Here is a 21,679-nt window from a genome sequence, read left to right on the forward strand (position 1 = left end):
CCCTGCCCATGACGCGCGACATCGGCACAAAGATATGCGGATTGACCCGGGCCGAGGACGTGCAGGCAGCGGCTGAGGCCGGTGCGCGCTATGTCGGTTTCGTGTTCTTCCCCAAAAGCCCGCGCAACGTGTCGATCGAGGTTGCGCGCGATCTGGCAGTCGACGTGCCGATGGGGATCGCCAAGGTGGCCCTTGTGGTGAACGCCGATGATGCGCTCCTTGATGCCATCACCGGGTCTGTCGCGATAGACATGTTGCAACTGCACGGATCGGAATCGCCCGAGCGCGTGAGCGAATTGCGAAAGCGCTATGGTTTGCCGGTGATGAAAGCGGTGGGCGTGGCCGACGCTGACGACGTGGCCGCGCTTGATCGGTACGCCGACGTTGCCGACCAGCTATTGGTGGACGCCAAGCCGCCGAAATCGGCAACGTTGCCGGGCGGCAATGGCGTGGCCTTCGATTGGCGTCTCATTGCCAATCGCCGGTGGTCGGTCCCGTGGATGCTGGCCGGAGGCCTGACGCCCGACAACGTGGCCGAGGCGATCGCGTTGACCGGCGCGCGCCAGGTCGATGTGTCCTCCGGCGTCGAGGCGGCACCGGGAATCAAGGATGCGGCGTTGATCCGGTCATTCGTGGCGGCAGCGCATAGCCAGTAGCGCGGGTCAGGGGGCGCTGCCCCCGGCGCGATGCGCCTCCCCCGAGGTATTTCGGCCCAAAGAAGCCGGCAGTCAGCGCCACTTGGCGGTGTCTGTTCCAACTGCATCAGAGACACGGGCAAAGCCGTCATTCTCAAGCAGTGCATCGAGCCCGTTGGCGATGACGGGAACCAGCCCGAGACCGTGATAGACCAGAGCGGAGTAAAGCTGCACCGCAGAGGCTCCGGCGCGGATCTTGGCGTAAGCATCCTCGGGCGAGGCAATGCCGCCAACGCCGATGATCGGGAGTCTGCCTTGGGTTTCGCCGTAGAGGCGGGCCAGAACACGGGTCGATTTTTCAAACAACGGCGCGCCGGAGAGGCCGCCTTTTTCCTGCGCATGGGGAGAGGTCAAGCCGTCGCGATCGAGTGTCGTGTTGGTGGCGATCAGCCCGTCAATGCCCGAGCTGAGAGCGATTTCCGCGACATCCGCGATCTCGGCATCGCTGAGATCGGGCGCGATCTTGAGGAACACGGGGATCGACCGCTCAAGCGCGTCGCGCGTCTGAACGACGTTGCCAAGCAGCGCGCCAAGCGCGGCCTTGCCTTGCAATTCACGCAGGCGTTCGGTGTTCGGAGAGCTGACATTCACGGTCGCGAAATCGAGGTCGCCGGCGCAGGTTTTCAGCACCAGGGCGAAATCCTCGGCCCGGTTGGCGCTGTCCTTGTTCGCGCCAAGGTTCAACCCGATGACCGCGTCGCGGGGGCGGTCTTTCAGCCGGCGGGCGATGGCGTCCATGCCGTCATTGTTGAACCCGAAACGGTTGATGACGGCGCGGTCCTCGCGCAGGCGAAACAGGCGCGGCTTGGGATTGCCGGGTTGAGCGCGCGGCGTCGCGGCGCCGACTTCGAGAAAGCCGAATCCGGCACGCGACAGTGGGCGCAGCGCGATGGCGTTCTTGTCGAACCCTGCGGCAAGGCCGAGCGGATTGGGCAGGTGCAATCCGGCCAGCGTGGTGCGCAGGCGGGGTGATGTGAGCGTTCCCGTCGTCGGCGCAAGCCCCAGTTGCAGGGCGCGCAGGGCAAGGCCGTGGGCGGTTTCGGGGTCGAACCTGTGCAGCAGAGACAGGCCGGTTTGCTCCAGCCAATTCATGCCAGATCGCCGGGGAAAACATGGCCATCCGGCCCGAGCGGCAGCGGTTTCGCCCAGACCAGATCGGCATGACGCAGCGGGCCATAAAGATGCGGGAACAGCGCACCGCCGCGCGACGGCTCCCAGCGCAGATCGCCGGTCATCGTCTCCTCGTCATAGGCCAGCAGCATCAGGCCTTCGACACCACTGAAATGCTTGGCGGCGGTTTCGGCGGCTTGCGACGCGGTGGAGAAATGAATGTAGCCGTCGGCCACATCGACCGGCGCGCCTTGGGTCATTCCATCGGCCTGAAGCGCAGCCCATTCTTCGGAGCGGAGGATTTTGTAGATCATGCCTGCGATGTGCCGTGCGGGGGCAGCAACGTCAAGCGCCGGAGTTTTGTGACGAACACGGCTTGGGCCGCGAGTAGCTTTTGACTCCGCCCGCGCCGCGTTGCACGATTGCGCCATAACAAGACAACAGAGAGGACTCACATGTCATATCGGTATCTTACCAGCGCCGCCATTCTGGCGCTGTCGGCGGGAATGGCGCAGGCGGATTATTCCCTGACCATCCTGCACACCAACGATTTTCACGCGCGCTTCGAGCCGATCAGCAAGTATGATTCCGGCTGTTCGGCCGAGGATAACGAGGCTGGCGAGTGCTTTGGCGGCTCCGCCCGTCTGGTGACGGCGATCAATGATGCCAAGGCGCGCACCAACAACCACATCCTTGTGGATGGCGGCGATCAGTTTCAGGGCACTCTTTTTTACAACCAGTACAAGGGCCAACTGGCAGCCGAGATGATGAACAAGATGGGCTATGACGCGATGACCGTGGGCAACCACGAATTCGACGACGGCCCCGAAGTGCTGCGCGCCTTTGTCGAGACGGTGGATTTTCCGGTCCTGATGTCCAACGCCGATCTGACCGGAGAGCCGCAGCTGAACGACGTGATCGAGAAATCGGTGGTGATCGAACGGGGCGGCGAAAAGCTGGGCCTGATCGGCCTGACGCCGCAGGACACCGACGAGCTCGCCAGCCCCGGCCCGAACGTGATCTTCACCGACCCGTCCGACGCGGTTCAGGGCGAGGTCGACAAGCTGACCGAGCAGGGCGTGAACAAGATCATCGTGCTGTCCCACTCGGGCTATGGCACCGACATGCAGGTGGCCGAGAACACAACCGGCGTTGACGTGATCGTCGGCGGCCATACCAACACGCTCTTGGGCGACATGGACGGCGCGCAAGGCCCGTACCCGACGATGGTGGGCGACACCGCAATTGTGCAGGCCTATGCCTACAGCAAGTTCCTCGGTGAACTGAACGTCACGTTCGATGATGAGGGAAATATCACCGAAGCCGTCGGCGCGCCGATCATCATGGATGGTGGCGTCACCGAGGATGCGGACACCAAGGCGCGCATCGCAGAGGCAGCCAAGCCTCTGGACGAGATTCGCAACAACGTCGTCGCCTCGACGGCCGAGGTGATCGATGGCAACCGCGACGTCTGCCGCGTGATGGAATGCACGATGGGCAATCTGGTGGCCGATGCGTCGCTCGAGCGGGTGCGCGATCAGGGCATCGACATTGCCATCGTCAACAGCGGCGGCTTGCGCGCCTCGATCGACGCGGGCGATGTGACGATGGGCGAGGTGCTGACGGTGCTGCCGTTCAACAACACGCTGTCCACCTTCCAGATCACCGGAGAGACGCTGAAGGCGGCGCTTGAGAACGGCGTCAGCCAGGTCGAAGAGGTGGCTGGCCGGTTCCCGCAAGTCGCCGGCATGACCTACACCGCCGATCTGACAAAGGAGCCCGGAAGCCGGATCACCGATGTCACAGTGGGGGGCGAGCCGCTTGAGATGGACAAGGTGTATGGCGCCGTGTCCAACAATTACGTGCGCAACGGCGGCGATGGCTACAGCATGTTCGTCGAGGCGCAGAACGCCTATGATTTCGGACCCGATCTGGCCGATGTGACGGCGGAATTCCTCGCGGAAAACGCGCCGTACCAGCCCTATACGGACGGCCGCATCACGATCGTCAAGTAAGCAGGGCCGGGCCGGGCACACGTGTCCGGCCCACTCCTATTCGATGTGTGGACGCTTTTCCCTGACCCTGCCGCATGACGCGATGGCGCAGCTTTTTGCGGCGGTGCCATCCAATGCGCTGCCAGAGGTTCCAAACTACAACATCTGCCCCACGAATCTGGTGCACGCGGTGCATCACGCCGATGGTCAGCGGCGGCTGGTGGCGATGCGATGGGGGTTTCTGCCGCATTGGTACAAGACCAAGAACGGCGGGCCGCTGCTGATCAACGCGCGTGCCGAAACGATTGCCGAAAAGCCCGCCTTCAAGGCCGCGTGCCGAGAGCGGCGCTGCCTGATCCCGGCGACCGGGTTTTACGAGTGGACCAAGGACGCGGCCGACAACCGCCTGCCGTGGTACATCCATCCCACCAACGCCGATCTCTTTGCCTTTGCGGGCATCTGGCAGGACTGGGAACGCGATGGCGTGGCGCATCGCAGTTGCGCGATCGTCACCACAAGCGCAAATGAGGCGATGTCGGCAATCCATCACCGCCAGCCCGTGACCGTGGCGCAGAAGGACTGGGCGCTGTGGCTGGGCGAAGACGGCCACGGCGCGGCGGCGCTGATGCGGGCGGCACCCGCGGACGCGATGGCGTTTCACCGCGTCGATCCGAAAGTGAATTCCAACCGGGCGTCGGGCGCGGACCTGATCGAACCTTTCGACGCCTGAGGCGCGGTGCTATTGCGGGCGCAACACCCATCCGTCGGAGGATTTCCCATGACCACCGCCAATATCGACGCAACCCTCACCGCCCTGCGTGCGCTTTTGGGCGACCGGCTGTCGACCGGTCCTTCGGTTCTTGACCAGCACAGCCATGACGAAGCCCATACCGCCCCGGCGCGCCCCGACGCGGTGGCGTTCCCCGATACGGCTGAGGAGGTTTCGCAAATTCTCAAGATCTGCTCGGACCATAAATGCCCCGTCATCCCCTATGGCATCGGCTCGTCGCTGGAGGGCCATATCGTGCCGGTGCATGGCGGCATCACGGTTGACACCAGCCGCATGAACAAGGTGCTCGACATCCACGAAAGCGATCTGGATGCGGTGGTCGAACCGGGCGTGACGCGCACGCAACTCAATGACGCGTTGCGCGCCACCGGCCTGATGTTCACCGTCGATCCCGGTGCGGATGCCACGCTGGGTGGCATGGCGGCAACGCGTGCGTCGGGCACCAACACGGTGCGCTACGGGACCATGGCCGACAATGTTCTGGCGCTTGAGGTGGTGCTGCCGGACGGGCAGATCATTCAGACCGGAAGCCGGGCACGCAAATCGTCCACCGGTTATGACCTGACGCGCCTGTTCGTCGGCTCGGAAGGAACGCTCGGGATCATCACCAGGCTGACGGTCAAGCTTTACGGCCAACCCGAACATATCGCGGCGGCGACCTGCGCCTTTCCCGATATCGCATCGGCGGTGGATACGGTCATTCTGGCGATCCAGACGGGGCTGCCGCTGGCGCGGATCGAATTGCTGGACGAGGTTCAGATGCAGGGCATGAATGTCTACAATCCCGATCTTGGCCTGCCCGAAGTGCCGCACCTGTTTCTGGAGTTTCACGGCACCGAGGCAGGGGTGGCCGAACAGGTCGCCAGCTTTGAAGAGATCGTGCACGACAACGGCGGGTCGGACTTTCAATGGGCCACCAAGACCGAGGATCGCAACCGCCTCTGGCAAGCGCGCCATACGGCATATTATGCCGGCAAGGCGCTGCGAAAAGGGTGCGAAGGGGTGGTGACGGATTGCTGCGTGCCGATCTCGGCATTGGCCGAGTGCATCGCCAAAACCAAAGACCTGATCGCCGAGTCCGGCCTGATCGCGCCGCTGGTGGGGCATGTCGGGGACGGCAATTTCCACCTGCTGATCCTGATTGATCCCAACGATCCGCAAGAGGCGGAGCGGGCGGCCAGGCTGGCCGAAGGCGTGAACGATCTTGCGCTCCGGTTCGGCGGCACCGTCAGCGGCGAACATGGCGTTGGCCTTGGCAAGCGCAAATATTTGCCCCGGGAACACGGCGCGGCCTATGGGCTGATGACCACTCTGAAACGCGCCATCGACCCCGACAACATCATGAATCCGGGCAAGCTGGTAACGCTGAACTGACGTGGTGCGCCATTATGAAACGCAGCGTCATAACGTCCTCCCGTCGCGTCGTGCTATGAATACGCGGATTTTTTTCGTCTAAACTTGACGGTGAGGGACAACACACGCAAGCAATGCGTGACTTTTGGGAGGGGACACCATGTCATTTGCGAATTTTGACGACCGCAATGCCATCGAAAATGAAATGCCGTGGAGCGAGCGCGACGTACCAAAGACGCTCTACGGCCAGTTGAGCAAGACCGCAGCCGCGTTTCCGGATCGCCCTGCGGTCAGCTATCAGCTCTTGTCGGGGCCCAAGGACAAGGCCGAAACCCTGTCATGGTCCGCGCTTCTGGCCAAGACCTCGCAGGCCGCCAACCTGTTTCGCAGCCTCGGGATCGGCGAGACGGACGTGGTCGCCTATATTCTGCCCAACGCCAATGAAACCATCCTCGCGCTGCTCGGCGGATCGATTGCGGGCATCGCCAACCCGATCAACCCGCTGCTCGAACCGGAACAGATCGCGGCGATCCTGCGCGAGACCGGCGCGAAAGTGGTGGTCACGCTGAAGCCGTTTCCCAAGACCGACGTGGCACAAAAGGTCGCCGAGGCCTGCCGCCACGCGCCCAAGGTGCACACCGTTCTCGAAGTCGATCTGAACCGCTACCTGACACCGCCGAAATCATGGATCGTGCCCTTCCTGCGGCGCAAGAACACCGGTCAGCACCACGCCGATGTGCTCGATTTCGCGACCGAACTGGCAAAGCAGAACAAGACGCTCGATTTTGCCGACAGCACCGGCAATCGCGTCGCGGCCTATTTCCACACCGGCGGCACCACCGGCATGCCGAAGGTGGCGCAGCACACCTATGAAGGGATGATCTATAACGGCTGGCTGGGCCACCGCTTGCTGTTCTCCGAGCAGGACAGCCTGATGTGCCCGCTGCCACTGTTTCACGTCTTTGCCTGCCATGTCATCCTGATGGCGTCTGTCGTGTCGGGGGCGCACACCGTCTTTCCGACGCCGCAAGGCTATCGCGGCGACGGCGTGTTCGACAATTTCTGGAAACTCTGCGAGCGCTGGAAGATCACCTTTGTCATCACCGTCCCGACCGCCATGTCGGCGCTGATGCAACGCCCCGTCGATGCCGATATCTCAAGCATCAAGACCGCCTTCTCCGGCTCCGCGCCACTGCCGCTCGAACTGTTCAACCGCTTTGAAAAAGCCTGCGGCGTTCGTGTGGTCGAGGGGTACGGGCTCACCGAGGCGACCTGTCTGGTGTCGTGCAATCCGCCCGAGGGCGAGAAGAAAGTCGGATCGGTGGGCATCCCGTTCCCCTATACGGATGTCAAGATCCTGTCGATGAAAGAGAACGGCGCGCAGGAATGCGCGGTCAACGAGATCGGCGAGATCTGCGTCTCCAACCCCGGCGTGTTTGCCGGATCGACCTATACCGAAGAGGACAAGAACCGCGATCTGTTCCACGAAGGCCTGTACCTGCGCACCGGCGATTTGGGCCGGATCGACGAGGACGGCTATCTCTGGATCACCGGACGCGCCAAGGATCTCATCATCCGGGGCGGCCACAATATCGACCCGGCCGACATCGAAGAGGCGTTGCAGGCCCATCCCGCCGTCGCCTTCGCCGGCGCGATCGGCCAGCCCGATGCCCACGCGGGCGAATTGCCCTGTGCCTATGTCGAACTGGTCGATGGCGCCAACGTGACAGAGCAGGAGCTTCTGGAGCACTGCAAGGTCCATGTCCATGAACGCGCGGCGATCCCCAAGCACATCACCATCCTGGACCAATTGCCGAAAACGGCTGTTGGAAAAGTGTTCAAGCCGGATCTGCGCAAACGCGCCATCACGCGGATTTTCAACGAGGCACTGGAAGAGGCGAAATCGCCCGCGCGTGTGGTGTCGGTGATCGACGACAAGACGCGCGGTCTGGTGGCGCAGGTCGAATTGAACGGCGCGTCGAGCGAGGATGTCGGAAGCGTCCTCGGCAATTTCGCCAATCGCTGGGAAGAGGCGGGCTGATCGCACACCTGCAAGGAGCCACCGCGGCACGGCGCTTGACGAAGACGTCGTGCCATGCGTCGATGGCGCATGAGCCCATGCCCCCCGATACCGGCGTCAGTCGCACCGGCGTTCGATGCGATGTCGCCCGAACATCGGCGCATCCTGGAAACGCTGCGCAGCCTGATCCACGACGTTGCCGACGCGACGCCGGGCGTCGGTGCGGTGACCGAGTCGCTCAAATGGGGCCAACCGTCCTATGCGGTCTCCACCGGCACGCCGTTGCGGCTCGGGCTCACGAAAGACGAAAGCGCGGCGCTGTTTGTGCATTGCCAGACGCGGGTGATCGCGGATGCGCGGGCCGTGTTCTCGCAGGACTTGTGCTTTGAAGGCAATCGGGCGGTGCTGATACCGACAGACAACCCCGTGCCGGTCGAGCCGCTGCGTCAGGTCATCTGCTCTGCGCTGACCTACCGGATGGCGCGCTGATCAGGTGTCGCAGAACATCTGGTAAAGCAGCGCGATCATCCGCTCGGTGTTGTCGTCGCTCAGGCTGTAATAGATCGTCTTGCCATCGCGCCGCGTCTTGACCAGCTTTTCATCCCTGAGCCGTGCCAGCATCTGGCTGACAGCAGCCTGACGGATATCGAGCAGCGATTCCAATTCGCCCACCGATTTCTCGCCAGAGCCGAGATGGCACAGGATCATCAACCGGCCCTCATGCGCCAGCGTCTTGAGATACGCCGCCGCGTTCTCTGCGTTTGTGGCCATATCCTGCGCCGTGGCAGGGGCAAGTGCAGCTTCGGACATTTCCGTCATCCCGATTTTTCTGCACTGCATATAAACCGATCCGGCGACAGGTTCAAAGGTTTATGACTGCGGGCCGCCGCCTTGGCGTCAATGTCCGATCGAGGTGATGAACTCGGACAGCACGGTTGCGTATTCGTCAGGCGCATCGACACAGGGCACATGGCCGGCGTTGCGGATCAGATGAAACCTGGACCCCGGTATCAAATTGATCGTCTCGCGCACCATATCGGGCGGAGTGGAGCCGTCCTCCGATCCGGCAATGCCCAGCGTGGGAAGGCGCAGATCGGATGTGGTGGACAGGAAATCGGTGCCCGAAATCGCGTGGCAATAGCCGATATATCCCCGCGCCGGCGTGTTCAGGAACATGTTGCGCCAACCCAGGAATTCGTCGGTGTCGCGGAACGCGGCCGGAAACCAGCGCTCCATCGTCCTGTCGACCAGCGCCTTGAGGCCGCCGTCCTGCACCGTGGCAATCCGCTCGGACCAGCTTTCGCGCGTGCCGAAGCGCACCGCCGTATTGGCCAGCACCAGCGCCCGGACCAGATCGTGCCGCTTGGCCGCCAGACCTTGCGCCACCAGCCCGCCAATCGACTGGCCGACAAAGACCGCGTCGCGCAAGCCCAGATGCTCCATCAGCAGCTCGGCCTCGCGCACCATCGCGCCCATCGGGTAAGCCTCTGACGGGCTGTCCGACAGCCCGTGCCCGCGCATGTCGTAGCGCACATATTTCCAACCGGTTTGCGGCATCCGTTCGATCACGTCGTCCCACAGACGCAAATCCGTGCCAAGGGCATTGGCAAACACCACCGGCGCACCGTCCGGGTCGCCGTCGATCCGGTAATGCAGCCTGACATCTCCGAGATTTGCAATCTTCATGGCCGTGTCTCCCTAAGCCTCACCGCCGAATGCCGATATATAGACCATATCGCGCAAGGACTTTCGCACAAACAGTTTTTCCGTCGTAGGACGGCGAACCCGCTCGACGGTGCGCCTGATCGGCTCATTCTTCCCAGCGCAAACATCGCAACCGTGCCTCGCAATCCGCGCGCGTGCATCTAGGGGCCACCGAATTTCTCCAGCGCCGCCATGAAGACGCCGCGATCCACGTTGCCGCCCGAAATCGTGACAATCACGGTGTCGCCTTGCAAGTCATCGCCATGATAAAGCGCAGCCGCGAGGGCCACCGCGCCACCCGGCTCGGCCACAAGTTTGAGCCGCGCGAAAGCCTGCACCATGGCGCGCTCTGCGTCGTCATCGCGGACCACCAGACCGGGGCCGCACAGGCGGTGCATGATCGGAAAGGTCAGATCTCCGGGTTGCGGCGTGACGATGGCATCGCACAATCCGCCGGATGTCTGCGAATTGCGCTCGATCCGTCCCGACGCCAGCGAGCGTGCGACATCGTCAAACCCCTCCGGCTCTGCGGGGCGCACGCGCATGTCAGGCGCCTTGGCCTCCAATGCCAGCGCGATGCCCGACGTGAAGCCGCCGCCGCCACAGCAGACAATGACATCGGCCTGCGTGATTCCCAACGCAGCGGCCTGCTCGGCAATCTCCAACCCGCAGGTGCCTTGCCCGGCGATCACCTCGGGGTCATCGAACGGCTTGACCAGTGTCAGCCCGCGATCCCGCGACAGGCGCGCGCCAATTGCGTCGCGGTCTTCCGAGCTTCGGTCGTAAAGCACAACCTCGGCACCCAGCGCGCGGGTGTTGTCGATCTTCATGCACGGCGCGTCCGCCGGCATGATGATCACCGCATCAACGCCGAACTGCCGCGCCGCCAGTGCCACGCCCTGCGCATGATTGCCCGATGAAAACGCGATGACGCCACGCGCGCGATCCCCGTCCGTCATCGCCGACAAGGCCGAGCGCGCGCCGCGATACTTGAAGCTGCCGGTGTGTTGCAGACATTCCGCCTTCACCAAGACCCGCCGCCCCGCGATGTCGTCGAGAAAGGGCGACGACAACAGCGGCGTCACGCGCGCATGGCCCTTCAGACGGCGCGCCGCCGCTTTGATTCTTTCAATGTCCATGGCTACCTCAACATATGCAGCCAGCGCTGCAATGCGCTCAGGCTTTCGGGTTCGTCAAGAAACGGAACATGCCCGCGATCGGGCACTTCGACGGCAATCATGTCGGGGCGTCGCGCCTTCATCTCCTGGAATGTCGCTTTCGACAGCAAATCGGAATTCGCGCCGCGAATGCACGCCAGCGGCAGGCCCGACAGCGCGTCGAAATACGGCCAGAGATCAGGCTCAGGCTGCGCGCCCCCCTCCAGAACCGCCTCGCGCAGACGAGGATCATAGGTCAGTTCAAGCCCGTCTTCGGTTTCATTGAACAGGATTTGCGCCTCGCGCAGCCAGCGCTCCGGCGGCACGCCGGGAAACCCGGTCATCGCCTTGGCCCGCGCGGCGGCGATGTCTTCGTAGGTCTTGGCCTGCGGTGCGCGGCCAAGATAGGTCTTGATGACCTCCAACCCCTCGGGCGCAAGTTCCGGCCCGATGTCATTGAGCGCGACACCGAGCAGGCGGTCCTTTGCGGTGGCGGCCAGAACCATCGCGATCAAGCCGCCGCGTGACGTGCCCAGCACTGCCGCCGCAGGCAGGTCGAGATGATCCAGCAATTCGATCGCGTCGCGCCCTTCGACGGGGATCTGATACGTGTTCGGATCGCCCCATTCCGATTGTCCACGGCCGCGATAATCCAGCCGGATCAGGCGCACATCCTCAAGATGCGGCGCGACGAATTCGAAATCGCGCCCGTTGCGTGTCAGACCCGACAGACACAACAGGGGCAAACCCTCGCCCTCGTCACGATAAAACAGCGACAGTCCGTCCGAGGTGGTGAAATGCGGCATTTACGTCAACTCCGGAAGGGTGCTCAGGTCGTCGAGCACATGATGCGGCGTGTGAGGCAGCCTGTCCACCGGATCGCCCCCGCGATTGACCCACGCGGTGCGAAACCCGTAGCCGGCAGCGCCCGCCACGTCCCAGCCGTTGGACGATACGAACAACACCTCGTCCTTGGCGCAACCCAGCCGCGCGCCGACCATATCGTAAACCTGCGAGGCGGGCTTGAAGATGCCAACATCCTCGACCGACAGTACCGCGTCGAGATAACCGCCGATCCCGGCGCTCTCGACAGCCCCCTCCAGCATGTCGGCACTGCCGTTCGACAGGATGGCACAGGTCTTGCCCGCCGCCTTGAGCTGCGCCAGCATCATCGGCACGTCGCGGAACGCGGCCAGCTCCCAATACAGGGCAAGAAGCCGCTCGCGCAGTTCCGGATCGTCAAATCCCTGCCGTTCCAGCGCCCAGTCGAGCGCGTCCTTGGTCACCTGCCAGAACGGGGTGTAATCGCCCGTAATCGTGCGCAGCCACGCATACTGCAACTGCTTGATCCGCCAGTGTTCGGCCAAGCTCGGCCACACGTCCTTGAGCGCGCCGCGTCCCGGCTCCTCTGCGGCGCGTCTTGCGGCCGCCGAAACGTCAAACAGCGTCCCGTAAGCATCAAACACATAGGTCGAAATCATCCGCGCATCCCCCTGCAAGCCTCTGCGCACCGTGTCAGAACGCTCTGCCCAAGAAAAGCCTGCGCAAAAGAAAACCCCCGAAAGGCAGATGCCCCGGGGGTTGTCAAAATCAAAGCGTGTTGGAAGCGGCTGCTTACATCATGCCTTCGCGCTGTGCCTTCTTGCGCGCCAGTTTGCGCGCACGGCGGATCGCTTCGGCTTTCTCGCGTGCTTTTTTCTCGGACGGCTTTTCGAAATGTTGCTTGAGCTTCATTTCACGAAAAACGCCTTCACGCTGCAGCTTTTTCTTCAGAGCGCGGAGCGCCTGATCGACGTTGTTGTCACGAACACTAACCTGCATGTGGTTTTCACCACCTTTCTAAGTTGGATTTGCAAGGATTTGCAGGAACGCCGCCTATACCAAGGCGCGCGTCATTTGTCCAGCCGTTCAGTGCGCCTCACGCGCGCCGTTGCGCAGCGGATTGGCCGGATGCACGAAGATCGCCAATGAGAGCAACGCAAAGATGCATTCATACACCTCCCAGCGGCGGCTTTCCTCAAGCAGCGGGATCGCCACGGTCACGAAAAGCGCAAAGCCAGCGTGATGCAGTTGCGGCACCGGGATCACCATCGCCCGCGTCAGACGGCGCACCCAATCGACGTTTATCCACAACACCGGCAAGATGATCAGATAGGTCAGGATGATGACCGACAGCAACGGCCCGAACAACAATTCATCAAGCTTCACATCTCCGATCGTCAGGTTGTGAAAGGTGAATTCCTGCTGATCGTTGTTTTCCTGAAAATACTCGGGGCTCTCGAACCCGAAGATGCGCTGACCCCAGGAAATCTCCTCGCCCCCGGCCCAGAGATAGGCCAGCCCGTACAACACGGCCAACGCCAGCGCGCCGGGTGTGAGCAGCGCCCGCGCGCGGAACGCGCGCATCAGAAGGACCGCACCTGCACAGGCCAAGCCGATCGCGGTGAAATTCTCGATCAGGGAATCTTCGGCGCCGAAATAGGTGAAGAACATGTCTTTCGACAGCGCAGATACGACGAAGGCGGCGACCAGCACAAACGCACCGAGGCCGAGGAAGAAAAGATCGAGGCTGCTGCGTTGCACGAAGGTGATGACTCCCGTCAGATTATGAAACGAACCCGCTCTTCGCCAACGAAGTTCCGAAAAGCAAACCCCTTTTTGCCGCGCCTTGCGGAAAATTCACGCGTGTTGCCCGGCAGGCGAAAGCGCAAAGGATCGCAGGTGGAAGAGCGTCGCCATCCGCACTAGATTGAGGGGCAGAGCGTATTCTCCCACCCCTGACCGGAGGCCAAGATGACGACGACACCGAAAGACACCGCCACGCAGCTCTTGGACGCGGCGTTGCTGCACGTGCCATTTGACGGCTGGTCCGAGACAACGTTCAAGGCCGCCATCGCGGACACCGAGACCAATCCGGCATTGGCGCGCGGCCTGTTTCCGCGCGGTGCCGTCGATCTGGCTGCGGCGTTCCACCGGCAAGGCGATGACCGCATGGTCGCCGCCCTGAAAGCGCGCAATGTCTCGGATCTGCGCTTTCGCGACCGGATCGCGCTGGCGGTCCGCCTGCGCCTCGAAGCGGTCGAGGACAAGGAAGTTGTGCGCCGCGGTGTCACGCTGTTCGCGCGACCGACCCACACCGCCGAAGGCGCAAAGCTGATCTGGGGCACCGCCGACCGCATCTGGACGGCGCTGGGCGACACGTCGGACGATGTCAACTGGTACACCAAGCGCGCCACGCTGTCGGGGGTCTATTCATCGACCGTTCTTTACTGGCTGGGTGACGATTCCCCCAACCATCATGCCACCTGGGAATTCCTCGATCGCCGCATCGACGACGTGATGCAGATCGAAAAGGTGAAGGCGCGCATCCGCAAGACGCCCGGTCTCGGACGCATGATGACAGGCGCGGAATCGTTCCTGTCCCGCGTCAGACCGCCAAAACCCAAGCGCGACGATCTTCCCGGCGGCGCGACGCTGCCGCGCTGACGGACTTCAGGGGATCGGCGCCAAAAGCGCGTCCGTGGCCGAACAATCGCGCACCACATCGGCGCCGCAAGGCACCGGTTCAAGGGTTTTGGACATGCAGATCCGCGCTTCCTGAATGCGCCCCGCCTTGCAGGTGATGGTAATCATGTCAGGCTCCAAATGCGGGTTTGCCGCGATAAACGCGTCCTCGACCACCGATGCAGGAAGCCTGACCGCGCGCTCCAGTTCGCGAAACACCCTTGGCCGTTCGATGCGCCCGTAAGCCTCGCGCGCCAGCGCATAGTAATCCTGCGCCGACAGCCCCGAACAGACGCCGTGCTTGTTCCATTGATACCACGCCAGACCCGACGTTCCCATGATATCCGCCATCTCCGCCGTCATCGCGCGCGACGGGTTGCGCGCCGTGGTCGGGCAGTAGGACGGCCAGCCGCGCGTGTATTGCGGCCAGAACCCGTGCATCACCCAGCCGAAATCGGCGTCTGCGTCACATTGCGGCGACTGGCGTGCGTCGCCTTCGATGGCGCACCATGTCGGAGACCAGCTGAGCGACAGCACATAGTAGTCAAACGCCCCCGACCGCTCGCCTCTGGCCGCCGCCGCGGTGGCCATCACCAGCGCCAAAAGACACATCACTCCAGCCTGCATTTTCTCTTTCCTCTTTGCCCGAGCGCGACTATAAGGCCGCCAAGTTCCCTGACAATGGAAACCGTCCCGGCCCGATCCGGGGCCTCTCGGACCCGCTCCGAGGGACCGAAGAAGATTTGCGTAAGGAGACGCGAGATGGGTAAACCGATCATGGCAAAAGCCACCGCCGTCTGGCTGGTGGACAACACGACATTGACGTTCAAGCAGATCGCCGATTTCACCGGCATGCACGAGCTGGAAGTGCAGGGCATCGCCGATGGCGACGTGGCCGCTGGCGTCAAGGGGTTCGATCCGATCGCCAACAATCAGCTGGACGCCGATGAGATCAAGTCGGCCGAAGAAAATCCCGCACAGGCGCTCAAGCTCAAGCATTACGCCGCCGCCGAGGGCGAGGAAAAGCGCCGTGGTCCGCGCTACACGCCGCTCTCCAAACGCCAGGACCGCCCGGCGTCGATCCTGTGGCTGGTGAAATTCCACCCCGAATTGAGCGATGGACAGATCTCCAAACTGGTCGGCACCACCAAGCCCACCATTCAGGCGATCCGCGAACGCACGCATTGGAACATCAACAACATCCAGCCCATCGACCCGGTCGCGCTTGGCCTGTGCAAGCAGACCGAACTTGATGCAGCAGTCGCCAAGGCGGCGAAAAAGCAGGAAGCGGTGATGAGCGACGACGAGCGCCGCAAGCTGGTCTCGACCGAGCAGAGCCTCGGCATGGACACCGAGCCGCGACTGCCTTCCGCCATCGAAGGTCTGGAAACGTTCAGCCTGTCCGAGAACACCGACGATCAAAAGCAAAAACCCGACGCCGACTATGCCGACGCCGACAGCTTCTTCAACCTGCCGGACGACGAGGACGAAGACGACGAGGACGACAAGTAAGACGACATGACGATCCGCGAAATTGCACGACCGGTGGCCGCTGTCGTCCGGTCGTGCGCCTTGCGGGCAGCGCGCGAATCATGCGGCAGCCCAGGACCGTGACGGCACATCGCGCATCATTTCCAGAACCAGTACCGCCTCGAACTTGCGCAACACGGGTCGCGCGGTCTGGGCGTGCTCTATCTGCCCGAGCCTGACACCAACCTGCATCCGCCATTCGCCCAGCCAGGTGTCGTGGCCTGACATCAGATCACCCATAAACAGGCTTTCCGTCCAAACGTCGTTGGCCTTCACGACATGATGCCTCTCCAGCAACAGGTGATGATACACAATCCGTGTCGCGCGGCCGGGCAATACCGTCGCACCGTGGTTCACCATGTACTTTGCCGCGATCAACACTTCGGACGCGCCGAACAGAAGGTCGGGCCAGCCACCTTCGATCAACACCCGATGGTTCTGCGACACGACCAGCGACTGCGTGTTGCCCAACACACCCGCCGGAATATAGACCGGCCGCACGTCCGGCCATCTGGCGTTGGTTCTCGCCGGGACCACGACGCTGCGCACGCCCAGGAGCGGTTGCAGGCCCGCATCGCGCGTCTTGACACGATCACCCGGCGCCAGAGTCTCGACCGGGCGTATCCCGTCTTCGGTCGCGATCAGCGTCCCTTCACCGAAGCACGGCACTCCCGGCGCACCCGGATCGGGCGTGCCTTCCTCGAAATCGCCATTGGCGTTGCGAACAAATGCAGCGCCGTTTGGTGAATTGCTGTTGATCTGCTCGCCCGCCCCAATCCGGTCGGTGCCGGGAAAGCCTGACGGCGGGGTCGGCGCGCGGGGTGGGTCGCCGTAGGACAGGACGATGTAATCGCCGGTTGCCGTATCGACAAGGAAGATCGAATCGAACTTCTCGGCCTCGCCATCGGGCAACCAGTTGACGCTGTTGCTTTCCCCGGCATCAAAGTATCCGGCGGGCGGCGTGCCGGAATATTCCGCAACCACGGTCGCAGTCCCACCCGGCCCGATCGTGGCCGAACTGCCAAAGCTGTAAAGCAGCCCCTTCTTTTCGGACCAAAGCTGAAACCCGTCCAGCGACACCGTGCTGCCGGTCGCATTTTGCAACTCGATATATTCGTCGGCCTTGTTGGCCTGACCGTCACCATCGGTGTCGAGCGCGCTGCCACCGGCGTTATCGGCAAGAATTTCGCTGATCAATATGCCGTGTAGCTTGTCCGCCATCCAACGCGCCCTCTGAATAAGCCAGAGCACGAATATCGCGCGAACACGTGAATTTTACGTCAACGCCGTGTTTGAAAACTGCAAACTGCGCAGAGCCGGGCGCTCACACCGGCTTGCGCGCATTCAGCGCCGCGCCGATGGTGCCTTCGTCAAGATAGTCCAACTCGCCGCCGATCGGCACGCCCTTGGCCAGCGACGTCAGCGTCACCCGCGCCTCCAGCTGATCCGCGATGTAATGCGCCGTCGTTTGCCCGTCGACGGTGGCGTTGAGCGCAAGGATCACCTCGGTGATTTCCTCGCTCTCGACCCGCGCCGACAGCTTTGGAATGCGCAGCTCCTCCGGCCCCACCGCATCGAGCGCCGACAGCGTGCCACCCAGCACATGATAGCGGCCCTTGAACACTCCGGCGCGCTCCAGCGCCCAAAGATCGGCGACCGTCTCGACCACGCAGATCACACCGATATTGCGGCGATTGTCGCGGCAGATGTCGCAGATATCCTGCGTTCCGACATTGCCGCAATTCAGGCACTCGCGGGCATCGCGGGCAACCCGCGTCATCACCTCGGACAATGGCCCGAGCAGGGCTCCGCGCTTGCGGATCATGTGCAACACGGCACGCCGCGCCGACCGCGGGCCAAGCCCCGGAAGGCGCGCCATCATCGCGATCAGCGCGTCAATGTCGCCGTCGTCACGCATGGTTCGCGTCAAATCGATCACACAAGATGGGCCGTGTGCGCATCAGAACGGCAGGTTCATTCCCGGCGGCAGACCCAGACCCTCGGTCAGCTTGCCCATCTCTTCCTGCGACCTGTCCTGCGCCTTTTGCTGGGCGTCCTTGATCGCGGCCAGGATCAGATCCTCGACCACTTCCTTGTCATCGCCGTTAAAGATCGACGGGTCGATATCGAGCGCGGTCAACTCGCCCTTGGCGGTCGCCGTGGCCTTGACCAGACCGGCACCGCTTTCGCCGGTCACGGTGATATTGGCCATGTCTTCCTGAAGCTGGGCCATCTTGCCCTGCATTTCCTGCGCCGCCTTCATCATCTTGGCCATGTCGCCCATCTGGCCCAAACCCTTGAACATCTGTCTCTCCGATTGTCAGCGCCCCTTGATCGGCGGCGCGGTGTAAAAGATCATCCCCACACATATTGCAGCGATGAGGGCGATGAACAAGGCGGGCGATCCGACGCAGCCCTCGGCAAGCGCGACTTTTCGCGAGGCCGGTGCCAGCATCGTCAGGGCGGTGACGAACAGCGTCCAAAGCACGACCACGAAAAGCGCGCCCCACTGGCTGCGGAACCGGATCGCCACGGCGCTTGCCAGAAACAAGGCCAGCGCCGCCGGAGACATGGCCAGATACATCGCTTCCTGCACCGCCGACACCGGCGCGCCGTCCCAATCCGGTCTTTGCACGGCACAATCCTGCGCCCATGCGACGCCCGGCGTCAGCGACAGGATCACTCCTCTTCGAACGGATCCCATTCGTCTTCCACTTCGGGCAGGGCATCCGCCTGCGCTTCGGCTGCCATCTGTTCGGGCGTGCGCACCTCTTCGATGGTCGCCCCCGGAAAGGCCGCCAGCACGGCCTGTACCAAAGGATGCGCGGCCGCTTCTTCCTTGATGGCGCGAATGGCGGCATCCTTGCGTTCGATGATCGTCTCGGTCTCAGCGCCATTCACCAGCGTCACCGCCCAGCGGTTCCCGGTCCAGCGCTGCAACGCGCCGCCAAGACGCTGCGCCAGATCGGCGGGCGCGGTGTCGGTCGGCGTGAACTCGATCCGCCCCGGCTGATAGGCCGCCAGCCGCACGCAGCCCTCGACCTCGACCAACAGTTTCACGTCCCGGTTGGCACGGATCAGCTCGACCACATGTTCAAAACTCGGATACCGCGCCAGCGCGTGATCGACCGCCACCGCCACCGCCGCGCCGCCATGCGAGGCGTGCGGGCCGGACGTGCTGCCATGCGTCGGGGCAGGGGTGCCCGTCGCTTGCGAGCGGCCCGCGCTAGTGCTCATCCCGCCGCCACCCGACGGCGGAGGCGGCGGCGTGTCCTGCAAGCGCTTCACCAGATCCTCGGGGCTGGGCAATTCGGACACATGGGTCATGCGAATGACCGCCATTTCCGCCGCCATCATCGCGTTCGGCGCCTGCGCCACCTCGTCCAGCGCCTTGAGCAGCATCTGCCAGAGACGCGTCAGGGGCCGCATCCCCAAAGCGTCGGCCAGTTGCTGACCACGCTGCCGTTCATCCGGGCTGATCGTCGGATCCTCTGCCGCTTCCGGCGTGATCTTCACAACCGAGATCCAGTGCGTGATCTCCGCCAGATCGCGCAGCACCGCCATCGGATCGGCGCCGTCGGCATATTGCGCCGACAACTCCGTCAGCGCGCCCGCCGCGTCGCCCTTCATCACCAGATCGAACAGGTCGAGCACGCGGCCCCGATCCGCCAGCCCCAGCATGGCGCGCACCTGTTCAGCACCCGTCTCGCCTGCACCATGACTGATCGCCTGATCCAGAAGCGACGTGGCATCCCGCGCCGAGCCTTCGGCGGCGCGGATGATCAGCGCCAGCGCGTCGTCGGTGATCTCGGCCCGTTCGGACACGGCGATCTTCTTCAGCATGTCGATCATCATCTCCGGCTCGATCCGGCGCAGATCGAACCGCTGGCAGCGCGACAGCACCGTCACCGGCACCTTGCGGATTTCCGTGGTGGCAAAGATGAACTTCACATGCGCCGGCGGTTCTTCGAGCGTCTTCAAAAGCGCGTTGAACGCGCTCGTCGAGAGCATGTGAACCTCGTCGATGATGTAGATCTTGTAGCGCGCCGAGGCCGCCCGGTAATGCACCGAATCGATGATCTCGCGAATGTCGCCAACGCCGGTGCGCGACGCCGCGTCCATCTCCATCACGTCGACATGACGGCCTTCCATGATCGCCACGCAATGCTCGCAAACGCCACAGGGTTCGGTCGTCGGGCCACCGGTCCCATCCGCCCCGATGCAGTTCAGCCCCTTGGCGATGATCCGCGCCGTCGTCGTTTTGCCGATGCCGCGAATCCCCGTCATGATGAACGCCTGCGCGATCCGGTCGGCGGCAAACGCGTTCTTCAGTGTGCGCACCATCGCCTCTTGGCCAACCAGATCGGCAAAGGTTTCGGGGCGGTACTTGCGGGCCAGTACCTGATAGGCGGTCGTGTCGGACATGGGGGTGCTCTTTTTTCGGTGTCGCGGCTCAGGCTATCTGATCCGGGGCGGGTTTCACAACAACCAAAGAATTATCCCGGTCGCGATCGTGCCAACGGCAAATATGATGGAAATCACCGTCATGTGGCGGGTCGGCTGGCTGTTGGCATCGTGATCGTCGATGGCGTCTCTGGTCCTGCTGGCTTGCCGCCACGCCGCCCAATAGATCATCAGCGCCGCGATGATGAACACCGTGGCCACCAGCTTTGGCACCCATGTCGGCTCGTAAGGCCCAAACAGCGCCCGCAAGCCAAGCGCCAGCGCGACCGAGGCCATGCCGGTGCGCATCCAGCCTGCAAAGGTGCGTTCATTTGCCAGAACCGTGCGGTCCTCGGCCCAATCGGTGCGCTCTTCCGCCCAATCGGTGCGGTCTTCGGCCAGTTCGTTCTTCTCGCTCATGTCGTCACGCTACACGCCCGCTGCGAAAAACCAAAGACGGCTCACGCGTTCAAGCGCACGCAGCCCGCCTCGGACACCGAGTATCCCGGCATCGCGGCGGCCTGAGCGGCAAAATCCCCGCAGCGCAAAAAGGCGGCAAAGCGCTGCATCGGAGGCTCGAAATAGGCGCGGCGGCTGACCAGAAGATCGAACCGTTCTTCGATCAACGGCACGAAGGCGAGCTTGTGGCGATGCGCCAGCGCTTGCAGCCCGAACGTCGCATCGGCATGGCCTTCGGCCACATCGAGCACGGCGTCGGCCTCGTTGCGCGCCACCGGGCGCAGGCGGATCGCGTCGTCGGCAACGCCCGCCTCTTGCAACAGATGTTCGAACAATGTCCGCGTGCCGGCCCCGTCCTGGCGTGGCGTGAAACGCCGGCCCGCCAGATCCGCCAGCGCCCTGATCTGTGCCGCCAGATTGGGCTGAACCACCAATCCCCGCTGCCGCGTCGCAAAGCCAAGCAACACCACCGGCTCGGCCGCAAAGCGGTCCTCCACGACCGGCACGTTCCAGTCCGACCGCGAGGCGTCGAAAACATGCAGGGCCGCGGCCACACCCTCGCGGGCGGCAAAGCGGTCCAGACCGTCCTGCGAACCATCGAAAAAGGTCGCGATCCCGCATTCCGACTGCCGCAATGCCCATTCGAGCAACGGATCATGACTGCCCAGAAACACCGCCGGGCGTGGCGCGTCCGGACCGGACCCGCCCGATTGTCCCTGCGCCAGCCACTTGTGAACGGCCGCTTCGGGGAACAGCAGCTTGCCCGTCACCTTGGAACACGGAACCGCGCCGCTGGAGGCAAGATCATACACCTTGCGCTCCTTGATCCGCAAAAGGGCGGCCAGTTCCGGGACGGTCAGATACCGGTCGAGCGGGGATGTGTCAGATGTCGCCATTTGAGCGCGACTATGTCTTATGGC

Annotated in this window: 25 protein-coding genes; 8 read left to right on the forward strand and 17 right to left on the reverse strand. The window is 63.2% G+C overall.

Translation table 11 applies throughout. The annotated features are described in order from the left end of the window. Positions 1-8: 8 nt before the first annotated feature. Entirely contained in the window at positions 9-656 is a 648-nt protein-coding gene (locus tag ACGKZZ_RS05140) for a phosphoribosylanthranilate isomerase (RefSeq protein WP_411222404.1), read from the forward strand. A gap of 72 nt (positions 657-728) precedes the next feature. On the opposite strand, the gene ACGKZZ_RS05145 is transcribed toward ACGKZZ_RS05140, so the two are convergent. Together ACGKZZ_RS05145 and ACGKZZ_RS05150 are read right to left on the reverse strand one after the other, a co-directional pair. Then, on the reverse strand, positions 729-1,787 hold the full coding sequence (locus ACGKZZ_RS05145) for a quinone-dependent dihydroorotate dehydrogenase (RefSeq protein WP_411222405.1): 1,059 nt from the start codon (positions 1,785-1,787) through the stop codon (positions 729-731). Beyond that, entirely contained in the window at positions 1,784-2,119 is a 336-nt protein-coding gene (locus ACGKZZ_RS05150; protein ID WP_411222406.1) for a DUF952 domain-containing protein, read from the reverse strand. Before ACGKZZ_RS05150 ends, ACGKZZ_RS05145 begins: the two co-directional genes overlap by 4 nt. 141 nt (positions 2,120-2,260) lie before the next feature. Here ACGKZZ_RS05150 and ACGKZZ_RS05155 point away from each other — a divergent pair, with 141 nt between their 5' ends. The 5 genes from ACGKZZ_RS05155 (at position 2,261) to ACGKZZ_RS05175 (ending at position 8,451) form a co-directional block, all read left to right on the forward strand. After that, a complete protein-coding gene (locus ACGKZZ_RS05155; RefSeq protein WP_411222407.1) occupies positions 2,261-3,820 on the forward strand; it encodes a bifunctional metallophosphatase/5'-nucleotidase in 1,560 nt (519 codons plus the stop codon). Between the two features lie 43 nt (positions 3,821-3,863). After that, positions 3,864-4,529, forward strand: a complete 666-nt coding sequence (locus ACGKZZ_RS05160; RefSeq protein ID WP_411222408.1) for an SOS response-associated peptidase — start codon at positions 3,864-3,866, stop codon at positions 4,527-4,529. A gap of 48 nt (positions 4,530-4,577) precedes the next feature. Then, entirely contained in the window at positions 4,578-5,963 is a 1,386-nt protein-coding gene (locus ACGKZZ_RS05165) for an FAD-binding oxidoreductase (RefSeq protein ID WP_411222410.1), read from the forward strand. Between the two features lie 139 nt (positions 5,964-6,102). Beyond that, a complete protein-coding gene (locus ACGKZZ_RS05170; RefSeq protein WP_411222411.1) occupies positions 6,103-7,983 on the forward strand; it encodes an acyl-CoA synthetase in 1,881 nt (626 codons plus the stop codon). Positions 7,984-8,052: 69 nt separating this feature from the next. After that, the gene (locus tag ACGKZZ_RS05175; RefSeq protein ID WP_411222412.1) at positions 8,053-8,451 is read left to right on the forward strand and encodes a DUF1801 domain-containing protein; all 399 of its coding nucleotides are present in this window, start codon (positions 8,053-8,055) and stop codon (positions 8,449-8,451) included. Here ACGKZZ_RS05175 and ACGKZZ_RS05180 read toward each other — a convergent pair whose 3' ends face one another. The 7 genes from ACGKZZ_RS05180 to ACGKZZ_RS05210 all read right to left on the reverse strand — a co-directional run bounded on the left by ACGKZZ_RS05180 (position 8,452) and on the right by ACGKZZ_RS05210 (position 13,406). Continuing rightward, complete coding sequence (locus ACGKZZ_RS05180) at positions 8,452-8,733, reverse strand: ArsR/SmtB family transcription factor (protein ID WP_411222725.1); 282 nt, start codon at positions 8,731-8,733, stop codon at positions 8,452-8,454. 126 nt (positions 8,734-8,859) lie between these two features. Further along, complete coding sequence (pcaD, locus tag ACGKZZ_RS05185; protein WP_411222413.1) at positions 8,860-9,648, reverse strand: 3-oxoadipate enol-lactonase; 789 nt, start codon at positions 9,646-9,648, stop codon at positions 8,860-8,862. A 179-nt stretch (positions 9,649-9,827) separates the two neighbouring features. After that, the gene (locus tag ACGKZZ_RS05190) at positions 9,828-10,805 is read right to left on the reverse strand and encodes a threonine/serine dehydratase (RefSeq protein WP_411222414.1); all 978 of its coding nucleotides are present in this window, start codon (positions 10,803-10,805) and stop codon (positions 9,828-9,830) included. Positions 10,806-10,807: 2 nt separating this feature from the next. After that, entirely contained in the window at positions 10,808-11,629 is an 822-nt protein-coding gene (locus ACGKZZ_RS05195) for an alpha/beta fold hydrolase (protein WP_411222415.1), read from the reverse strand. Beyond that, positions 11,630-12,304, reverse strand: a complete 675-nt coding sequence (locus ACGKZZ_RS05200) for a haloacid dehalogenase type II (protein ID WP_411222416.1) — start codon at positions 12,302-12,304, stop codon at positions 11,630-11,632. A gap of 133 nt (positions 12,305-12,437) precedes the next feature. Then, positions 12,438-12,644: a 30S ribosomal protein S21 gene (gene rpsU / locus ACGKZZ_RS05205; protein WP_007118112.1), complete on the reverse strand. Its 207-nt coding sequence runs from the start codon at positions 12,642-12,644 to the stop codon at positions 12,438-12,440. An 87-nt stretch (positions 12,645-12,731) separates the two neighbouring features. Further along, complete coding sequence (locus ACGKZZ_RS05210; RefSeq protein WP_411222417.1) at positions 12,732-13,406, reverse strand: hypothetical protein; 675 nt, start codon at positions 13,404-13,406, stop codon at positions 12,732-12,734. 210 nt (positions 13,407-13,616) lie between these two features. Between ACGKZZ_RS05210 and ACGKZZ_RS05215 the strand changes: the two genes are divergently transcribed. Then, positions 13,617-14,309, forward strand: a complete 693-nt coding sequence (locus tag ACGKZZ_RS05215; RefSeq protein ID WP_411222418.1) for a COQ9 family protein — start codon at positions 13,617-13,619, stop codon at positions 14,307-14,309. Between the two features lie 6 nt (positions 14,310-14,315). On the opposite strand, the gene ACGKZZ_RS05220 is transcribed toward ACGKZZ_RS05215, so the two are convergent. Further along, positions 14,316-14,954, reverse strand: coding sequence for a ribonuclease T2 family protein (locus tag ACGKZZ_RS05220; protein WP_411222419.1), 639 nt, complete (start codon positions 14,952-14,954; stop codon positions 14,316-14,318). Positions 14,955-15,089: 135 nt separating this feature from the next. Between ACGKZZ_RS05220 and ACGKZZ_RS05225 the strand changes: the two genes are divergently transcribed. Further along, positions 15,090-15,839 (forward strand): DUF1013 domain-containing protein, encoded by a 750-nt coding sequence (locus ACGKZZ_RS05225; RefSeq protein WP_411222420.1) that lies wholly within the window; start codon positions 15,090-15,092, stop codon positions 15,837-15,839. Positions 15,840-15,917: 78 nt separating this feature from the next. On the opposite strand, the gene ACGKZZ_RS05230 is transcribed toward ACGKZZ_RS05225, so the two are convergent. The 7 genes from ACGKZZ_RS05230 to ACGKZZ_RS05260 form a co-directional block, all read right to left on the reverse strand. Then, entirely contained in the window at positions 15,918-17,078 is a 1,161-nt protein-coding gene (locus tag ACGKZZ_RS05230) for a Hint domain-containing protein (RefSeq protein ID WP_411222421.1), read from the reverse strand. A gap of 103 nt (positions 17,079-17,181) precedes the next feature. Beyond that, entirely contained in the window at positions 17,182-17,775 is a 594-nt protein-coding gene (recR, locus tag ACGKZZ_RS05235) for a recombination mediator RecR (RefSeq protein ID WP_411222422.1), read from the reverse strand. Positions 17,776-17,817: 42 nt separating this feature from the next. Then, positions 17,818-18,162, reverse strand: coding sequence for a YbaB/EbfC family nucleoid-associated protein (locus ACGKZZ_RS05240; protein WP_411222423.1), 345 nt, complete (start codon positions 18,160-18,162; stop codon positions 17,818-17,820). 15 nt (positions 18,163-18,177) lie between these two features. After that, positions 18,178-18,561, reverse strand: coding sequence for a hypothetical protein (locus ACGKZZ_RS05245; RefSeq protein ID WP_411222424.1), 384 nt, complete (start codon positions 18,559-18,561; stop codon positions 18,178-18,180). Beyond that, positions 18,537-20,282 carry a DNA polymerase III subunit gamma/tau gene (locus ACGKZZ_RS05250; RefSeq protein WP_411222425.1) on the reverse strand — a complete coding sequence of 582 codons (1,746 nt, stop codon included), beginning with the start codon at positions 20,280-20,282 and terminating at the stop codon, positions 18,537-18,539. The genes ACGKZZ_RS05245 and ACGKZZ_RS05250 overlap by 25 nt, the downstream gene beginning before the upstream one ends. Before the next feature lie 54 nt (positions 20,283-20,336). Next, complete coding sequence (locus ACGKZZ_RS05255; RefSeq protein WP_411222426.1) at positions 20,337-20,720, reverse strand: YidH family protein; 384 nt, start codon at positions 20,718-20,720, stop codon at positions 20,337-20,339. A gap of 41 nt (positions 20,721-20,761) precedes the next feature. Then, positions 20,762-21,655 carry a substrate-binding domain-containing protein gene (locus tag ACGKZZ_RS05260; RefSeq protein ID WP_411222427.1) on the reverse strand — a complete coding sequence of 298 codons (894 nt, stop codon included), beginning with the start codon at positions 21,653-21,655 and terminating at the stop codon, positions 20,762-20,764. Positions 21,656-21,679: the final 24 nt, after the last annotated feature.

Source organism: Marivita sp. S2033, assembly GCF_046592965.1.
GTDB lineage: Bacteria > Pseudomonadota > Alphaproteobacteria > Rhodobacterales > Rhodobacteraceae > Marivita.

Excerpts from the sequence above, each read along its gene's own strand:
- ACGKZZ_RS05165 (WP_411222410.1), top strand. The coding sequence starts at position 4,578 with ATGACCACCGCCAATATCGACGCAACCCTCACCGCCCTGCGTGCGCTT.
- ACGKZZ_RS05145 (WP_411222405.1), bottom strand. The coding sequence starts at position 1,787 with ATGAATTGGCTGGAGCAAACCGGCCTGTCTCTGCTGCACAGGTTCGAC.
- ACGKZZ_RS05190 (WP_411222414.1), bottom strand. The coding sequence starts at position 10,805 with ATGGACATTGAAAGAATCAAAGCGGCGGCGCGCCGTCTGAAGGGCCAT.
- ACGKZZ_RS05140 (WP_411222404.1), top strand. The coding sequence starts at position 9 with ATGACGCGCGACATCGGCACAAAGATATGCGGATTGACCCGGGCCGAG.
- ACGKZZ_RS05170 (WP_411222411.1), top strand. The coding sequence starts at position 6,103 with ATGTCATTTGCGAATTTTGACGACCGCAATGCCATCGAAAATGAAATG.
- ACGKZZ_RS05155 (WP_411222407.1), top strand. The coding sequence starts at position 2,261 with ATGTCATATCGGTATCTTACCAGCGCCGCCATTCTGGCGCTGTCGGCG.
- ACGKZZ_RS05215 (WP_411222418.1), top strand. The coding sequence starts at position 13,617 with ATGACGACGACACCGAAAGACACCGCCACGCAGCTCTTGGACGCGGCG.
- ACGKZZ_RS05195 (WP_411222415.1), bottom strand. The coding sequence starts at position 11,629 with ATGCCGCATTTCACCACCTCGGACGGACTGTCGCTGTTTTATCGTGAC.
- ACGKZZ_RS05260 (WP_411222427.1), bottom strand. The coding sequence starts at position 21,655 with ATGGCGACATCTGACACATCCCCGCTCGACCGGTATCTGACCGTCCCG.
- ACGKZZ_RS05245 (WP_411222424.1), bottom strand. The coding sequence starts at position 18,561 with ATGGGATCCGTTCGAAGAGGAGTGATCCTGTCGCTGACGCCGGGCGTC.
- ACGKZZ_RS05240 (WP_411222423.1), bottom strand. The coding sequence starts at position 18,162 with ATGTTCAAGGGTTTGGGCCAGATGGGCGACATGGCCAAGATGATGAAG.
- pcaD (WP_411222413.1), bottom strand. The coding sequence starts at position 9,648 with ATGAAGATTGCAAATCTCGGAGATGTCAGGCTGCATTACCGGATCGAC.
- ACGKZZ_RS05220 (WP_411222419.1), bottom strand. The coding sequence starts at position 14,954 with ATGCAGGCTGGAGTGATGTGTCTTTTGGCGCTGGTGATGGCCACCGCG.
- ACGKZZ_RS05180 (WP_411222725.1), bottom strand. The coding sequence starts at position 8,733 with ATGGCCACAAACGCAGAGAACGCGGCGGCGTATCTCAAGACGCTGGCG.
- ACGKZZ_RS05200 (WP_411222416.1), bottom strand. The coding sequence starts at position 12,304 with ATGATTTCGACCTATGTGTTTGATGCTTACGGGACGCTGTTTGACGTT.
- ACGKZZ_RS05250 (WP_411222425.1), bottom strand. The coding sequence starts at position 20,282 with ATGTCCGACACGACCGCCTATCAGGTACTGGCCCGCAAGTACCGCCCC.
- recR (WP_411222422.1), bottom strand. The coding sequence starts at position 17,775 with ATGCGTGACGACGGCGACATTGACGCGCTGATCGCGATGATGGCGCGC.
- ACGKZZ_RS05160 (WP_411222408.1), top strand. The coding sequence starts at position 3,864 with ATGTGTGGACGCTTTTCCCTGACCCTGCCGCATGACGCGATGGCGCAG.
- rpsU (WP_007118112.1), bottom strand. The coding sequence starts at position 12,644 with ATGCAGGTTAGTGTTCGTGACAACAACGTCGATCAGGCGCTCCGCGCT.
- ACGKZZ_RS05150 (WP_411222406.1), bottom strand. The coding sequence starts at position 2,119 with ATGATCTACAAAATCCTCCGCTCCGAAGAATGGGCTGCGCTTCAGGCC.
- ACGKZZ_RS05175 (WP_411222412.1), top strand. The coding sequence starts at position 8,053 with ATGAGCCCATGCCCCCCGATACCGGCGTCAGTCGCACCGGCGTTCGAT.
- ACGKZZ_RS05255 (WP_411222426.1), bottom strand. The coding sequence starts at position 20,720 with ATGAGCGAGAAGAACGAACTGGCCGAAGACCGCACCGATTGGGCGGAA.
- ACGKZZ_RS05230 (WP_411222421.1), bottom strand. The coding sequence starts at position 17,078 with ATGGCGGACAAGCTACACGGCATATTGATCAGCGAAATTCTTGCCGAT.
- ACGKZZ_RS05225 (WP_411222420.1), top strand. The coding sequence starts at position 15,090 with ATGGGTAAACCGATCATGGCAAAAGCCACCGCCGTCTGGCTGGTGGAC.